We start from the raw sequence: 14897 nt of genomic DNA, 5'->3' as shown, positions 1-14897 counted from the left end.
CTGGTGTTGATGGACACGTGACGTGTGAACTGCACGTGGTCGCTCGTGACGACCGCGGCACGATCAACCAGCCTAGACCCGCCGTCCGTCCGTTTCGGGGGAGTCGACGGGGATCGGCGCGTAGGGTGACGGCATGACGACTTCCGCTGCAGACACCACCCGCGTCGACTTCTGGTTCGACCCCTCCTGCCCGTGGGCCTGGATGACCTCGCGCTGGGTCGACGAGGTCACCGAAGCCCGGAACCTCGACGTCCACTGGCACATCATGAGCCTCGCCGTCCTCAACGAGGACCAGGACGTCAGCGACGACTACCGGGCCTTCTTCCCCCGGGCGCTCCGATACACGCGGCTCGTCGCCGCTGCGGCAGCCGAACACGGACATGCGGTCGTCAAGCCGCTCTACGACGCCCTCGGCACGCGGATCCACCCCGGCGGACGCGCGGAGGACGTCGACGCCGTGATCGCCGAAGCCCTCGCCGAGACCGGGCTCCCGGCGGCGCTCGCCGAAGCGTCGACGACGGACGCCTACGACGGGCCCATGCGCGAGAGCCACTTCGACGGCATCGGACGGGTCGGTCAGGACGTCGGCACCCCCGTCATCGCGATCGACGACGTGGCGTTCTTCGGACCCGTCATCTCGCCGGCGCCGAAGGGCGAGCAGGCGCTCGCACTGTGGGACGGTGTCGTCGCCGCTGCCGCCTACCCGGGCTTCTTCGAGCTGAAGCGCAGCCGTACGGCGGACCCGATCTTCGACTGACGCGACGCCGGCGCCCGGAACCCTAGACTTTCCACATGCGCATCCACATCGCCACCGATCACGCCGGTCTCGAGCTCAGTCAGTTCCTGCAGGACCACCTGCGCGCAGCCGGTCACGACGTCGTCGACCACGGCCCTGCCGAGTACGACGCGTTGGACGACTACCCGGCGTTCTGCATCAACGCGGCGAAGGCCGTCGTGCGCGATCAGCAGGCCGGTGTGGACGCCCTCGGCGTGGTGTTCGGCGGCTCGGGCAACGGCGAGCAGATCGCCGCGAACAAGGTCGTCGGTGTCCGCGCGGCGCTCGTCTGGAACCTCAGCACGGCGCAGCTGGCTCGGCAGCACAACGACGCCAACGTCATCTCGATCGGTGCGCGTCAGCACAGCACCGACGAGGCGGTGTCCTTCATCGACGCGTTCATCGCCGAGCCGTTCAGCCTCGAGGAACGTCACGCCCGTCGGATCGCCCAGCTCGCCGAATTCGAGGCGACCGGCACCATCGCCGGCAAGCACGTCGACGCCTGACGCGTCCTCCACCGCCACCGCGCGGCGCGCCGGATCGCGCCCCCACCGAGTGAGGAGTCACCATGCCCGAGGGGCACTCCGTCCATCGCATCGCCCGACAGTTCGCTCAGAACTTCGTCGGACACCGGGTCGCCGTGTCGTCTCCCCAGGGGCGCTTCGCCGAGGGTGCCGCCGTGCTCGACGGCCGGACGGTCACCGACGCCAAGGCCGTGGGCAAGCAGATGTTCCTCGAGTTCGACGACGGACTGTGGTTGCGGGTGCACCTCGGTCTGTACGGCGCGTGGGACTTCGCCGGTGAGATCCGGTCGGACCCGACCATCGCCGCCTCGAACGGCCGCATGGGGCAGACGAACCAGCGCGGCACGGTGCTCGACGACGACGACGATGCGCCGATCCACGATGCGGACGGGGAGAACTCCCTGCACAGCATCGGTGCACCGCGCCGGGCCAGGGTCCGGATGTCCGAGCAGTCGAGTCCACTCGCCGAGATCGACGAGCGGTTCCCACCCGAACCGGTGGGTCAGGTGCGCGTGCGGCTGTTGACCGAGACGACCGTGGCGGACCTCCGCGGGCCGACCGCCTGCGAGGTGATCGACGCCGCCGGGGTGCAGGCCGTCATCGATCGGCTCGGACCGGATCCACTGCTCGACCCGAGCGCGGAGGCGGGGGAGCGGTTCGTGTCGCGTGCGCACCGCAAGGGTTCCCCGATCGGTCTGCTCCTCATGGATCAGCAGATCATCAGCGGGATCGGCAACGTCTACCGCGCCGAACTGCTGTTCCGCGCCCGTCTCGATCCGCACCGCACCGGGAAGACGGTCCCCGTCGAGACGCTTCGCGAGATCTGGCTCGACTGGACGCGGTTGCTCGCGATCGGGGTCGAGACCGGCCAGATGATGACGATGGACGACCTGTCGGCGGCCGACTACCGCCTCGCGATGGCCAACCGCGCCGATCGCCACTGGGTCTACAAGCGGGAGGGACTGCCGTGCCGCGTCTGCGGGACGAACATCCTTTTGGAGGAGATGGGCGCCCGCAAGCTGTACTGGTGCCCGAACTGTCAGCGCTGAACCGAACCCGCCCGCCGAACCGACGAGGACCGATGTGATGACCGAGCACCGCCCTGGACCCGACGGCGACCTCGTCACGACGATCGCCGACGTCCACCTGTCCGGACCGCGCCGCGGAGGCTCGTCCGACGCCGAACGGGTCGACGTCCTGCTCGAGGACGACTCGATCGTGGCGATCCGACCCGCCGATCCCGAGGTCCTGCTTCGCTCCGACCCCGGGGTGTTGGACGGCGGTGGTGGGTTCCTCCTGCCCGGGCTCTGGGACCACCACGTGCACTTCACCCAGTGGGCGCGTACGGCCAGGCGCGTCGACCTGTCCTCTGCTGCATCCGCCGCCGAGGCGGTCGAGTTGGTCGCTGAGCGGATCGCTCAGGGGGCCGATGGTGACGGCTGGGTCGAGGGCGCGAAGTTCCGGGACGCCCTCTGGCCGGACGCGCCGACGTTCGCGCTGCTCGACGCGATCGCACCGGACCGCGAGGTCGTGCTGGTCAGCGCCGACCTCCACTGCTGCTGGCTGAACAGCGCGGCGCTCCGGGCCACGGGCTTCGCCGACCATCCCACCGGCCTGTTGCGGGAGGAGGAGTCGTTCGCCGTCCTCAAGCAGCTCGACCAGGTCGCCGACGAGCTCTCCGACCGCTGGGTCGACGCCGCAGCCGATCAGGCGGCGTCACGCGGCGTCGTCGGTGTCGTCGACCTGGAGATGCGCTGGAACGCCGCCGACTGGATCCGTCGGGTCGGGAACGGGACTCGCGCGCTCCGCATCTCGTTCGGTGTGTACGCCGAGCACCTCGAGCGCGCGATCGACGCCGGGCTCGTGACCGGGGGAGTGCTCGCCGGAACGGACGGCCTGGTGCAGGTCGGCCCGTTCAAGGTCATCACCGACGGATCCCTCAACACCCGGACGGCCTGCTGCGACGCGCCCTATCCGGGTTCGTCTCCCGGAACCGACGCGCACGGGATGCTCAACGTCCCGCCGGAGCGACTCACCGCATTGCTCACCCTGGCGACCGCCAACGGCCTCCACTGCGCGGTGCACGCCATCGGTGACCGCGCCAACACCCTCGCGCTCGACGCGATCGAGACGACCGGCGCGAGGGGCACGATCGAACACGCGCAGCTACTCCGGGCATCGGACCTGGAGCGGTTCGCGCGGACCGGAACGGCTGCGAGTGTCCAGCCGGAACACGCGATGGACGATCGGGACATCGCCGAGGTCCACTGGGCCGGGCGCACCGACCGTGCCTTCGTGCTCCGCAGCCTCCTCGACGCCGGCGCCACGCTCCGACTCGGTTCCGACGCCCCGGTCGCTCCCCTCGACCCGTGGGTCTCCATCGCCGCCGCCGTGACGCGCAGCCGCGATGGACGCGAGGCCTGGCACGGCGAGCAGGCCATCACGGTCGAGGAAGCACTGGCGGCGTCGACCAGAGGAGACGACGACGTGGTTGCCGTCGGCCGCCCCGCCGACCTCGTCGTCGTGGGGTTCGACCCGTTCTCCTGCGCGCCGGAAGCCCTGCGCACCATGCCGGTCCGTGCGACGATGCTGGGTGGGCGCCTGACGGCGGCTCCATCCGTCCACCCGGCCGGGGGATAACCCCCGATCGGAACGGGGCGTCCACCGGATGCCGTTCGTCGGCGGAGCCGAACAGACTGAGGTGAGCCCGGTGCGAGAGCCGGGACCGCTCCGTCGAAAGGACCTCCTTCATGACCACCGCCATCGGCCGGCAGCTCGACGCGTCGGCGAAGCCTGATCCCTCCACCCGAGGCGCATGGCGATACGGTCGGCTCTGGCTGGACGTCCCCGGATCGCTCCTGTTCCTGTTGCCCAACCTGCCGATCGTCATCGCCGGCGGCGTCCTCGCCGTGGTGATCCTCTCCCTCGGCTTCGGGCTCGCGATCCTGGGGGTCGGTCTCCTGATCGTCGTCGGAGCCCTCTGGGTCTCGCGGGCGTTCGTGGAGCTCGAGGTCGCGCGTCTCAGCACGACGGGGCTCCCGCCGATCCGACGAGGAGCCTGGCGGTCGTCCATCGGGACCGAGACGACACTGGGTGCCGTGCTCGCTCCACTCGCCGGACCGCGTTGGTGGCTGGCGGCCCTGCACACGGTCCTCGTGAACCCGATCGTCGGGGGCATCACCTGGGGGCTGACCATCACCTGGACCGTGGGTGCCGTCGCCGGCACGACCTACTGGATCTGGGCGGACCGGCTCTCGGCTGGTTCCTCCTCGGGCTTCGCGGAGCTGCTGGCTCCCACGCTGGACCCGTCGGACGCGTTGCTCGCCGACAAGCTCTGGAATCTCGCGCTCGGTGTCGTGTTCCTCGTGACGCTCCCGCTGGTCCTCCGGGTGCTGGTGCTGCTGCACCACGCCATCGCCTCCGGGCTGTTCGGTGCGCGGCCACAGGAGGAGTTGCGCGCCGAGCTGCTGGCGGAGCGGCGTGCACGCGGTGCCGCGGTCTCGGCTGAGGCGGGCGCGGTGCGGCGGCTCGAACGGGACATCCACGATGGTCCGCAGCAGCGACTCGTCCGGTTGCAGATGGATCTCGCGGCCGCCGAACGACGCCTCGATACGGACCCCGCTTCCGCACGCTCCCTCCTGGGTGAGGCGCGCGCCCAGGCCGCCGAGACGCTCGACGAACTCCGCGCGCTCTCGAAGGGCCTGATGCCGCCACTGCTGCAGGACCGCGGCCTCGTCGCGGCACTCGAGGACCTCGCCGCGCGGTGTCCGGTGCCGACGAGGACGGAGCTGGCGGTCGTCTCATCGGTGACGCTGCCTCGTGAGACGGAACGTGGGATCTACTTCATCGTCGCCGAACTCCTGACCAACGTGTCGAAGCATGCGGACGCGCGGCGCGCCGGCGTCGAGGCCCACGCGACGGTTGACCAGCAGCTGGGTTCGCGGCTCACCCTCCGCGTGACCGATGACGGTCGGGGCGGCGCGCACCTGGAACCGGGCCACGGTCTCGAAGGCCTGACGGAACGCGCGCAGGGTCTCGGCGGGAGACTGGTGATCGAGCCGGCCCCGGTGTGGGAAGGCGTCGCACGTGGCAGCGCCGTGTCGATCTCGCTCCCCGTAGGCTGAACGCGTGATCAGCCCTGACCGTGCCGGTGGTGGACCGCTCCGCATCGTGATCGCCGAGGATTCGACACTGCTCCGCGAGGGCTTGATGCGGCTGTTCGACGAGGCCGGCTTCGTCACGGTCGCCGCGTACGCCGATGCGGAGGCGCTCCAGCGCGGACTCGCGGCGGACCGACCGGACCTCATCGTCATGGACGTCCGCATGCCGCCCACGTTCCGGGACGAAGGGGTCCGCGCAGCGATAGCGCTGCGTGCCGAGCATCCCGACCTCCCCGTCCTGCTGCTCAGCCAGTACGTCGAGACCGTCTACGCCCGGGAGCTGCTCGCGGACGGCGGGCGTGGGATCGGCTACCTGCTCAAGGACCGGGTCGCCTCGTTGGAGGAGGTGCAGGACGCCATCCACCGGTTGGTCGAGGGAGGGACCGTCCTCGACCCCGACGTGGTCCGCACCCTGTTCGCAGCACAGCGCGACCCGTTGGCCGGCCTGACCCCGCGTGAGACGGAGGTGCTCTCCGCCATGGCGGAGGGGCGCACGAACACGGCGATCGCCGAACGCCTGCGGGTCGGTGTCGGTGCGGTCGAGAAGCACATCTCGGCCATCTTCCAGAAGCTCGGTCTCGAGGACTCCGGGAGCGACCACCGACGCGTCCTCGCGGTCCTCGCCCTGCTCCAGCGCAACGGTTGACGGGTGACACGCGCGACGAAGGGGCAGTCACGGATGACTGCCCCTTCGTGGGTGATGCTGGCGGGTCGCCCCGCCGGGGTGCTACCGGCTGAGGTGGGCGAAGAGGAACCAGCGGTCCTTGTCGAGGCCGCGGGCGATCTCGATCGCGATGTCCTGGCTGGTCTGGTCGAGCTCGTCGAGCTCGTCGACCGCGGTGTTGACCGAGGCGGAGGCGGCGTCGATGAGGGCGATGACCTCGGCGATGGTGCGGTCGGACTGCTGGAAGCCCTCGCTCAGCTCGGGCGTGCTGGTCTTCGCGGCGACGGTGCTGAGGCGTGCGTCGACCGGGAGGCCGAGGGCGACGATGCGCTCTGCGGCGAGGTCGGCCCACTCCTGGGCGTGGTCGACGATGTCGTCGAGCAGCTCGTGGACGCCGATGAAGTTCGCGCCACGCACGTGCCAGTGGGCCTGCTTGCCGTTGACGACGATGGCGGTGAGGTCGACGACGACGGGGCTGAGGAACTGAGCGGTGCCTGCTGCGACGTCCGGGTTGGCGACGGCCTGCGGAATGGAGGTGGTGATGTCGGTCATGGTGTTTCCCCTTCGTTGACGAGTGAGGCCCTGGTCGGGCGGATTCGTCGGTCTACTTGAATGCAACGGTACTCAGCCGCAGACATTCCGCAAGGAAGTCGAGGCTCGGCTTACGAAGGGTGCACTCAGCAAGGAAAGCCTGACCGTACCGGCGATTCACCCCGGAACGACGCGGGTTCCCGTCGGCCGGGGCCGCCTGCGATAGCGTGGCCGGTATGACGCTGCACGGTACGGTCAGGAAACTCTCAGACGGACGCTCGCCCCAGGTCGACCCGAGTGCCTACACGGCACCGGGCTCCGTGCTGGTGGGCGCCGTCATGCTCGCCGCGGATTCGAGCGTCTGGTACAACGCCGTCCTCCGCGCGGACTCCGACTCGATCACGCTCGGCGCAGGGTCCAACATCCAGGACGGCGTCGCCGTGCACACGGACAGCGGCCACCCGACGGTCATCGGGCGCAACGTCTCCGTCGGACACAACGCGGTCGTGCACGGCTGCACCGTCGAGGACGACTGCCTCATCGGCATGGGCTCCGTGGTCCTGAGCGGAGCCGTGATCGGTGCCGGGTCGCTCGTCGCCGGCGGAGCGGTGGTCCTCGAGGGCATGATCGTGCCGCCCGGGTCGCTCGTCGCGGGGGTCCCGGCCAAGGTGCGGCGGGAGCTGACGGCCGACGAGCAGGAGGCGATCAAGCAGAACGCCGCACACTACGTCGCCCTCAGAGCGGTCCACGCCGCAGCCGTCGACGAAGACTAGCGGCGGCGTGCGTCGCGCTTCCTGAGGCGACGCTGCGCGGCGAGCGAGCCGGAGAGGCAGACGACGCAGCCGATCATGCAGATGAGTCCGACGCCGAGTCGCCCGGTCGCGAGTGCGTACACCCCGACGAAGAAGACGAGCGCGCCGGCCACCGTCCAGATGTGGGGCCAGATCGCGTCGAGTCGCATGCGCTCAGCCTAGGGCGTCGGGCATCCTGTCCTCCGTCCTCCCCAGGCGACGACCTGTCGAAGGGCACGGGTGGGACCTCCCGCTCCGGTGGCCTTCTCCCGGTCCCTGAGCAACCTCTTCCGGTCCCTGAGTAACCTCTCCGGTCCCTGTGTCACCTCTTCCGGTCCCTGAGCCTGTCGAAGGGCGCACGAGGGACTTCCGGCTCCGGCGATCTTCTCCCGGTCTGTGGGTAACCTCCTCCGGTCCCTGAGCTTGTCGACGGGCACACGAGCAACCTCCACAACCGGCGCAGCTCAGCATCTGGAATGTCAGTGGTCCATGGTGGACTGGTTCCATGACCGAGACCACCGCCACCGCGATCCGCGCGAGCGACGAGCACGCCGCGCGCCTCGCAGGGCTCTCGGATCAGTGGGCGGAGATCCACCGGCAGCAAGCAGTCTTGGACGCACGGAAGGCGCGCCTCCTGGCCCGCTCTGCCGCCTATGCGGACGCCTTCGCGGACGTCACGGTCCCGGCGATCTTTCCGCCGGCTGAGCGTCGGGAGCTCTCCCGCCGGTCGACGTGTGCGGCCCTCGCGATGGCGACCCGAATACCGGAACGGACGATCCAGCGCGCGACCAACGACGCCGAACGTCTCGTCAACGACGCACCAGCCGTGCTCGCGTCGCTGGAGGCAGGCCGTATCTCGGCGCGGCATGCGCAAGTGATCACCGACCAACTCTGCGACGTCCCTGCTGCTGGGCGGGCGGTGTTCCTCGAACAGATTCTCGTCGTCGCCGAGCGCACCACGGCCGCTGGCCTCCGCACGAGCGCCCGCGTCATGCGCGAGCGCCTCCACCCCGAGTCCATCAGCGCCCGAGCGGTGCGCTCCGAGGCGGACCGTCGGGTGGAGTTCGAGCCCGCGGCGGACGGTATGGCGTGGGTGCACCTGTTCACCACGGCGCCGATCGCGCAGGGCATCGCGGAGCGGGTCGAAGCGGCTGCCGCGGAGTCGCGCAAGGCCGGTGACACCCGCACCTGCGCCCAACTGCAAGCGGACGCCCTCGCGGCGCTCGCGCTCACCGGTGTGACCCCGGAAGACGTGATGTCCAGCCCAGTCCTGCCGCACCCGATCGAGGTGCAGGAGCACATCAAGCCGACGGTGCAGATCACCGTCCCGGCACTCACGATGGCCGGAGTATCCGACGCACCCGGCATGCTCGACGGGTACGGCCCGATCGACCCGGAGACCGCCGCGCGTATCGCCGTGAACGCACCCAGCTTCACGCGGATCCTTGTCCAGCCGGAAACCGGCGCGATCCTCTCCGTCGGGCGGAATCAGTACCGCGTTCCCGCCGATCTTCAACGCGCGGTCCGCCTGCGAGACGGCACCTGTCGCGCACCCGGTTGCGGGCGACGAGCCAGAGCCTGCGACCTCGACCATTCGGTCGCGTGGGAGGACGGCGGCGCAACAGATGTCGGCAATCTCGCCTGCCTGTGTCGACATCACCATCGGATGAAGCACCTCCCCGGATGGAGCCTCGAACACGGGCCCGGCGGGGTGCTCGACTGGACGACACCCGACGGGAAACGTCATCGAACCGAACCGGATCCCGCGCCGTTCTGACCCCCACCGGTCCCTGAGCCTGTCGAAGGGTTTCTCGTGGGCACTTCGACAAGCTCAGTGACCGGGCGAGGTTCACTGGGGACGATTCGGTCCCTGAGCCTGTCGAAGGGCAGCTCGGTCGCGCATGCTCGGTGTCCCGGGGTGAGGTGTGCCCGGATGGCTCCGGTTCCTGGGCCTGCCGACGGGTTCCTCGTGGGCACTTCGACAAGCTCAGTGACCGGAGGAGGGTCAACGGGAACGATCCGGTCCCTGAGTCTGTCGAAGGGCGCGGCGTCAGAAGGCCGCTGGACCGGAGCCGAACCGTCGCGCCTGCTCGCACGGCGCTGCATGGTTCTGACGAATGGAGAGGGGATGACGGGAATCGAACCCGCGTAATCAGTTTGGAAGACTGAGGCTCTACCATTGAGCTACATCCCCGAGGCGTCGCAATGCGACGAACTCACCCGGTAATGCTACTGCATCCCGAGCGCCCATCCGTGCAGCTCCGTGTCCCGAGGCCGGTTCCGCCCCGGAAACCGCACAGGGGCCGCACAGATTCTGGGCTAGACTGACCGAGGCCATTTCGCCCACCGCTCGTCGGTCGGGCCGGCTGGCCGGATTGTCGCCGATCCGGGGCGTAGCTCAGCTTGGTAGAGCGCCCGGTTTGGGACCGGGAGGTCGCAGGTTCGAATCCTGTCGCCCCGACTCCGTTTTGCGTCCTCAACTGAGGCAGAATCCCCGACACAGGAGAAGTAATCACGTGAAGACCACGGTCGAGAAGCTGAGCCCCACTCGCGTCAAGCTCGCCATCGCGGTGACGCCCGAGGAGCTCAAGCCGAGCATCACCCACGCCTACGGACACATCGCCGAGGACATCAACGTCCCCGGCTTCCGTAAGGGCAAGGTGCCACCGGCGATCATCGACCAGCGCGTCGGCAAGGGCGCCGTGATCGAGCACGCCGTCAACGAGGGCCTCGACGGCTTCTTCCGCAAGGCACTCGAGGAGAACGAACTCCGTCCGCTCGGCCGCCCGCAGGCCGACATCGTCGAGTGGCCGAACGAGAAGGACTTCTCCGGCGACCTGCTCGTGAACATCGAGGTCGACGTCCGTCCCGAGATCACGCTTCCCGCCTACGAGGGCCTCAAGCTCACCGTCGACGCTCAGGAAGCCGGCGAAGCCGACGTCCAGGACGAGCTCGACCGCATCCGTGCACGCTTCGGCACGCTCGTGACCGTCGACCGCCCGGCCAAGACGGGCGACTTCGCCCAGCTCGACCTGGTCGCCAAGATCAACGACGCCGAGGTCGACCGCGCGAGCGGAGTCTCCTACGAGATCGGTTCGGGCGAGCTGCTCACCGGCATCGACGAGGCACTCGACTCCCTCACCGCCGGTGAGACCACCACCTTCACCTCGCCGCTGCTCGGTGGCGAGCACGAGGGCGAGGACGCCGAGGTCACCGTCACCCTGACCGCCGTCAAGGAGCGCGAGCTTCCCGAGGCCGACGACGACTTCGCTCAGATCGCGAGCGAGTTCGACACCATCGACGAGTTCAAGGCGCAGCTGCGCGAGGTCGTCGAGCGCCAGCAGGTCATCACCCAGGGCCGCGACGCACGCACCGCGCTCGTCGACGCCATGCTCGAGGCCGCGCAGATCCCCGTGCCCGAGAGCGTCATCGAGGACGAGGTGCACCGTCACCTCGAGGGCGAGAACCGCCTCGAGGACGACGAGCACCGCGCCGAGGTCACCGAGTCCAGCGAGAAGGCACTGCGCACGCAGCTCCTCCTCGACGCACTGGCGGAGTCGCTCAACGTCCAGGTGAACCAGAACGAGCTCACCGAGTACCTCATCCAGAGCGCGTCGCAGTACGGCATGGAGCCTGGTGAGTTCATCGAGGCACTCGGCCAGCAGGGCCAGATCCCCGCCATGGTCGGCGAGGTCGCCCGCAACAAGGCCATCGCCATCGCGCTCGGCAAGGCCGAGGTCGTCGACTCCAACGGCAAGCCCGTCGACCTGAGCGACTTCGTCGCCGTGGTCGAGGACGAGGACGCCGCCACCGAGACCGCGGCCGACGAGACGACCGAGGCTCCGGTCGAGGACGCCGCCGACGAGGCTCCGGCCGAGGCAGAGCCGAAGAAGGCCGCCGCCAAGAAGGCACCTGCGAAGAAGGCGCCCGCCAAGAAGGCACCGGCCAAGAAGGCCGCTGCCGACGAGGCCGCTGCCGAGTAGGACAGCACCAGCAGTGGCGACAGGGGCGGAAGCGATTCCGCCCCTGTCGTCGTCTCCGGACACGTCAGCCGAATGGGAGCCATCATGACGACGACCGACGCAACCGGCTGGGACGACCGCGTCGCAGCCGTCTGGGCCGACGAGACCATCGACGACGAGCAGCGCATCGCGGCGATCGACGCCCTGGCCGCCGAGCGTCCGGCGGGTGACGCCCGCGCCGCCTTCGAGGTTGCCGGTGCACGCGACTCCGCCGGCCACGAGGTCGAGGCCGAGGTCTTCTATCGCGCCGCGCTCGAGGCCGGGCTCGACGAGGAGCACCGTCCGCAGGCGATCATCCAACTGGCCAGCACCCTCCGCAACCTCGGCCGGACCGCTGAGAGCGTCGTCCTGCTGGAACAGCAGCTCGCGGACGATCCGACCGGTCCGTACGCGGACGCGACCGCGGCCTTCCTGGCCCTGGCGCTCGCCAGCTCGGGGGACCCGCGCCGAGCGACCGCGGTCGCCCTCCGTGCCCTCGTGCCGCACCTCCCGCGCTACCACCGGTCCGTCCGCGCCTACGCCGACGAACTCGAGACGGATCCGCTCCGCTGAGCCCCGACGGTCGCGCCTTCCGTCCGCTCGCCGTCCGCTGCCGGCGAACCTCGTCGCCCGGGAGTCTGCCGAGGGCGAACAGGGCGTTGGTCGCGCGTGGCCTCCGATAGATTCGAACCACTGCACAACCGAAACGGAGCGATAATGGCCGAACCACAGTTCTCGCCCAGTGTCTTTGACCGCCTGCTGAAGGACCGGATCATCTGGCTGGGCGCCGAGGTCCGCGACGAGAACGCGAACGAGATCGCGGCCAAGCTGCTGCTCCTCGCCGCGGACGACCCGAAGCGCGACATCTACCTCTACATCAACTCGCCCGGTGGCTCCATCACGGCCGGCATGGCCATCTACGACACCATGCAGTTCGTGCCGAACGACATCGTCACCGTCGGCATCGGTATGGCCGCGTCGATGGGTCAGCTCCTCCTCACGGCCGGCACCAAGGGCAAGCGCTACATCACCCCGAACGCCCGCGTGCTCCTCCACCAGCCGCACGGCGGATTCGGCGGGACGTCGAGCGACATCCAGACCCAGGCGCAGCTCATCCTCGACATGAAGCGCCGTCTCGCCGAGATCACCGCGGCGCAGACCGGCAAGAGCGTCGAGCAGATCAACGCCGATGGCGACCGCGACCGCTGGTTCAACGCCGAAGAGGCGCTCGAATACGGTTTCGTCGACCACCTCCGTGAGTCCGCGCTCGACGTGGCCGGCGGCGGCGGAACCGTCGACAGCGACAAGTAACCCGGCTTCGACCAGACAGGAATGCAACACATGGAGACTCCAACGTTCAGTGCGGCGGGCCGCTCGCTGCAGATGCCGGGTGCTCGCTACATCCTCCCGAGCTTCGAAGAGCGCACGGCCTACGGCTACAAGCGCCAGGACCCGTACGCGAAGCTCTTCGAGGACCGCATCATCTTCCTCGGCGTGCAGGTCGACGACGCATCGGCCGACGACATCATGGCCCAGCTGCTCGTGCTCGAGAGCATGGACCCCGACCGCGACATCGTCATGTACATCAACTCACCCGGTGGCTCGTTCACCGCGATGACGGCGATCTACGACACGATGCAGTACATCCGTCCGCACGTCATGACGGTGGTCCTCGGACAGGCGGCCTCCGCCGCTGCCGTGCTGACCGCCGCCGGCACGCCGGGCAAGCGCCTGGCGCTCCCGAACGCCCGCATCCTGATCCACCAGCCCGCCGTCGGCGAGGCCGGCCACGGACAGGCTTCGGACATCGAGATCCAGGCGGCCGAGATCCTCCGCATGCGCGGCTGGCTCGAGTCGACCCTCGCACACCACTCCAACCGTTCGGTGGAGCAGGTCAACAAGGACATCGACCGCGACAAGATCCTCTCGGCCGCCGAGGCGCTCGAGTACGGTCTCATCGACCAGGTGCTCACCTCACGGAAGAACCCGATCGCGGCCATCACGGCCTGACCCGGTTCCCGTGCTCACGACTCGGCGCGTCATCCCAGCGGGGTGGCGCGCCGAGTTGTCGCAGGGACAGGTTAGGCTCGGAGCACCGAATCTCCAGGGAGAGGGAAAGACATGGCACGGATAGGCGAAAGCGCCGATCTGCTCAAGTGCTCGTTCTGCGGCAAGAGCCAGAAGCAGGTCCAGCAGCTGATCGCTGGTCCCGGCGTGTACATCTGCGACGAGTGCGTCGAGTTGTGCAACGAGATCATCGCCGAGCGACTCGCTGAAGCGAGCGAGGAGACGGTGAGCGAGTTCGACCTCCCGAAGCCGAAGGAGATCTTCGCCTTCCTCGAGGAGTACGTCATCGGCCAGGAGGCCGCGAAGAAGGCGCTCTCGGTCGCGGTGTACAACCACTACAAGCGCGTCCGCTCCCGCGCCACGCTCGCTCCCGCCGAGACGGTGCACGACGACATCGAGATCGCGAAGAGCAACATCCTCCTCATCGGCCCGACGGGCTGCGGCAAGACGTATCTCGCGCAGACCCTCGCGAAACGACTCAACGTGCCCTTCGCCGTCGCCGATGCGACCGCACTGACCGAGGCCGGCTACGTCGGCGAGGACGTCGAGAACATCCTCCTCAAGCTCATCCAGGCCGCCGACTACGACGTCAAGCGCGCGGAGACCGGCATCATCTACATCGACGAGGTCGACAAGATCGCCCGCAAGGCGGAGAACCCCTCCATCACGCGCGACGTCTCCGGCGAGGGCGTCCAGCAGGCGCTCCTCAAGATCCTCGAGGGAACCGTCGCCTCGGTACCCCCGCAGGGCGGCCGGAAGCACCCGCACCAGGAGTTCATCCAGATCGACACGACGAACGTCCTGTTCATCGTGGCCGGCGCCTTCGCCGGGCTGGAGGAGATCATCTCCTCCCGCGCGGGCAAGAAGGGCATCGGATTCGGCGCACCCCTGCACAGCAAGGGCGACGACGTGAACCTCTTCGGCGAGGTCCTGCCGGAAGACCTCCACAAGTTCGGTCTCATCCCCGAGTTCATCGGTCGCCTGCCGGTCGTCACGACGGTCACCCCGCTCGACCAGCATGCGCTCATGGAGATCCTCACGGTCCCGAAGAACGCGCTCGTGCGTCAGTACCAGCGCATGTTCGAGATCGACGGCGTCGAGCTGGAGTTCGACCAGGCGGCACTCGAAGCGATCGCCGACCTCGCCGTCCTCCGCAAGACCGGTGCCCGAGGGCTCCGAGCCATCATGGAAGAGGTGCTCGGGCCGATCATGTTCGAGGTGCCCTCCACCGACGAGGTCGCTCGCGTGGTCATCACCCGGGAGTCCGTCGTCGAGAACGCGGCCCCGACGATCGTCCCGCGTGCGGCTCGCCGTCAGGAGAAGTCGGCCTAGACGACACCCAGCGGTGAACAAGCCCGCCGCAGCCCCCGGATCCTCCGGAGTC

15 protein-coding genes and 2 tRNA genes are annotated in these 14897 nt (G+C 69.0%); 14 read left to right on the top strand and 3 right to left on the bottom strand.

Annotated features, from left to right (window positions below; all coding sequences use genetic code 11):
• Window positions 1-133: 133 nt before the first annotated feature.
• The 6 genes from IFT89_RS06830 (at window position 134) to IFT89_RS06805 (ending at window position 6105) form a co-directional block, all read left to right on the top strand.
• Window positions 134-757, top strand: a complete 624-nt coding sequence (locus IFT89_RS06830; protein WP_192018100.1) for a mycothiol-dependent nitroreductase Rv2466c family protein — start codon at window positions 134-136, stop codon at window positions 755-757.
• Window positions 758-792: 35 nt separating this feature from the next.
• Window positions 793-1281 (top strand): ribose-5-phosphate isomerase, encoded by a 489-nt coding sequence (locus tag IFT89_RS06825; protein WP_085510673.1) that lies wholly within the window; start codon window positions 793-795, stop codon window positions 1279-1281.
• A 62-nt stretch (window positions 1282-1343) separates the two neighbouring features.
• On the top strand, window positions 1344-2348 hold the full coding sequence (locus tag IFT89_RS06820) for an Fpg/Nei family DNA glycosylase (protein ID WP_192018099.1): 1005 nt from the start codon (window positions 1344-1346) through the stop codon (window positions 2346-2348).
• A gap of 37 nt (window positions 2349-2385) precedes the next feature.
• Window positions 2386-3939, top strand: a complete 1554-nt coding sequence (locus IFT89_RS06815) for an amidohydrolase (protein WP_202938560.1) — start codon at window positions 2386-2388, stop codon at window positions 3937-3939.
• A 110-nt stretch (window positions 3940-4049) separates the two neighbouring features.
• Window positions 4050-5423: a sensor histidine kinase gene (locus IFT89_RS06810; RefSeq protein ID WP_202938559.1), complete on the top strand. Its 1374-nt coding sequence runs from the start codon at window positions 4050-4052 to the stop codon at window positions 5421-5423.
• 4 nt (window positions 5424-5427) lie between these two features.
• Entirely contained in the window at window positions 5428-6105 is a 678-nt protein-coding gene (locus tag IFT89_RS06805; protein WP_290368178.1) for a response regulator transcription factor, read from the top strand.
• Between the two features lie 81 nt (window positions 6106-6186).
• On the opposite strand, the gene IFT89_RS06800 is transcribed toward IFT89_RS06805, so the two are convergent.
• On the bottom strand, window positions 6187-6675 hold the full coding sequence (locus tag IFT89_RS06800; RefSeq protein ID WP_064295149.1) for a Dps family protein: 489 nt from the start codon (window positions 6673-6675) through the stop codon (window positions 6187-6189).
• Window positions 6676-6890: 215 nt separating this feature from the next.
• On the opposite strand from IFT89_RS06800, the gene IFT89_RS06795 reads away from it, so the two are divergent.
• A complete protein-coding gene (locus tag IFT89_RS06795; protein WP_137241835.1) occupies window positions 6891-7427 on the top strand; it encodes a gamma carbonic anhydrase family protein in 537 nt (178 codons plus the stop codon).
• On the opposite strand, the gene IFT89_RS06790 is transcribed toward IFT89_RS06795, so the two are convergent.
• A complete protein-coding gene (locus tag IFT89_RS06790; protein ID WP_079705708.1) occupies window positions 7424-7615 on the bottom strand; it encodes a hypothetical protein in 192 nt (63 codons plus the stop codon). The genes IFT89_RS06795 and IFT89_RS06790 overlap by 4 nt on opposite strands.
• Before the next feature lie 335 nt (window positions 7616-7950).
• Between IFT89_RS06790 and IFT89_RS06785 the strand changes: the two genes are divergently transcribed.
• Window positions 7951-9222, top strand: a complete 1272-nt coding sequence (locus tag IFT89_RS06785) for an HNH endonuclease signature motif containing protein (protein ID WP_137241834.1) — start codon at window positions 7951-7953, stop codon at window positions 9220-9222.
• A 346-nt stretch (window positions 9223-9568) separates the two neighbouring features.
• Here IFT89_RS06785 and IFT89_RS06780 read toward each other — a convergent pair.
• Window positions 9569-9639 (bottom strand) — tRNA-Gly (locus IFT89_RS06780).
• A 193-nt stretch (window positions 9640-9832) separates the two neighbouring features.
• Here IFT89_RS06780 and IFT89_RS06775 point away from each other — a divergent pair.
• The 6 genes from IFT89_RS06775 to clpX all read left to right on the top strand — a co-directional run bounded on the left by IFT89_RS06775 (window position 9833) and on the right by clpX (window position 14845).
• Window positions 9833-9906, top strand: a tRNA-Pro gene (locus IFT89_RS06775).
• 55 nt (window positions 9907-9961) lie between these two features.
• Window positions 9962-11428, top strand: a complete 1467-nt coding sequence (gene tig, locus IFT89_RS06770) for a trigger factor (protein WP_202938558.1) — start codon at window positions 9962-9964, stop codon at window positions 11426-11428.
• 84 nt (window positions 11429-11512) lie between these two features.
• Window positions 11513-12019 (top strand): tetratricopeptide repeat protein, encoded by a 507-nt coding sequence (locus tag IFT89_RS06765; RefSeq protein ID WP_194644463.1) that lies wholly within the window; start codon window positions 11513-11515, stop codon window positions 12017-12019.
• A 144-nt stretch (window positions 12020-12163) separates the two neighbouring features.
• Window positions 12164-12757, top strand: a complete 594-nt coding sequence (locus tag IFT89_RS06760) for an ATP-dependent Clp protease proteolytic subunit (protein WP_056006680.1) — start codon at window positions 12164-12166, stop codon at window positions 12755-12757.
• 30 nt (window positions 12758-12787) lie between these two features.
• Window positions 12788-13456, top strand: a complete 669-nt coding sequence (locus IFT89_RS06755) for an ATP-dependent Clp protease proteolytic subunit (protein WP_071260849.1) — start codon at window positions 12788-12790, stop codon at window positions 13454-13456.
• Window positions 13457-13567: 111 nt separating this feature from the next.
• Window positions 13568-14845 carry an ATP-dependent Clp protease ATP-binding subunit ClpX gene (clpX, locus tag IFT89_RS06750; RefSeq protein ID WP_064295154.1) on the top strand — a complete coding sequence of 426 codons (1278 nt, stop codon included), beginning with the start codon at window positions 13568-13570 and terminating at the stop codon, window positions 14843-14845.
• The last annotated feature ends 52 nt before the right edge of the window (window positions 14846-14897 follow it).

The sequence above is a fragment of the Plantibacter sp. CFBP 13570 genome (genome assembly GCF_014841395.1).
GTDB lineage: Bacteria > Actinomycetota > Actinomycetes > Actinomycetales > Microbacteriaceae > Plantibacter > Plantibacter auratus.
Note: the sequence above shows the minus strand (reverse complement) of the source record. Positions and strands in the feature narration are given on the sequence as shown.

Coding starts and splice junctions, on each gene's coding strand:
- IFT89_RS06830 (WP_192018100.1), top strand. CDS start 134: ATGACGACTTCCGCTGCAGACACCACCCGCGTCGACTTCTGGTTCGAC.
- IFT89_RS06825 (WP_085510673.1), top strand. CDS start 793: ATGCGCATCCACATCGCCACCGATCACGCCGGTCTCGAGCTCAGTCAG.
- IFT89_RS06820 (WP_192018099.1), top strand. CDS start 1,344: ATGCCCGAGGGGCACTCCGTCCATCGCATCGCCCGACAGTTCGCTCAG.
- IFT89_RS06815 (WP_202938560.1), top strand. CDS start 2,386: ATGACCGAGCACCGCCCTGGACCCGACGGCGACCTCGTCACGACGATC.
- IFT89_RS06810 (WP_202938559.1), top strand. CDS start 4,050: ATGACCACCGCCATCGGCCGGCAGCTCGACGCGTCGGCGAAGCCTGAT.
- IFT89_RS06800 (WP_064295149.1), bottom strand. CDS start 6,675: ATGACCGACATCACCACCTCCATTCCGCAGGCCGTCGCCAACCCGGAC.
- IFT89_RS06795 (WP_137241835.1), top strand. CDS start 6,891: ATGACGCTGCACGGTACGGTCAGGAAACTCTCAGACGGACGCTCGCCC.
- IFT89_RS06790 (WP_079705708.1), bottom strand. CDS start 7,615: ATGCGACTCGACGCGATCTGGCCCCACATCTGGACGGTGGCCGGCGCG.
- IFT89_RS06785 (WP_137241834.1), top strand. CDS start 7,951: ATGACCGAGACCACCGCCACCGCGATCCGCGCGAGCGACGAGCACGCC.
- IFT89_RS06765 (WP_194644463.1), top strand. CDS start 11,513: ATGACGACGACCGACGCAACCGGCTGGGACGACCGCGTCGCAGCCGTC.
- IFT89_RS06760 (WP_056006680.1), top strand. CDS start 12,164: ATGGCCGAACCACAGTTCTCGCCCAGTGTCTTTGACCGCCTGCTGAAG.
- IFT89_RS06755 (WP_071260849.1), top strand. CDS start 12,788: ATGGAGACTCCAACGTTCAGTGCGGCGGGCCGCTCGCTGCAGATGCCG.
- clpX (WP_064295154.1), top strand. CDS start 13,568: ATGGCACGGATAGGCGAAAGCGCCGATCTGCTCAAGTGCTCGTTCTGC.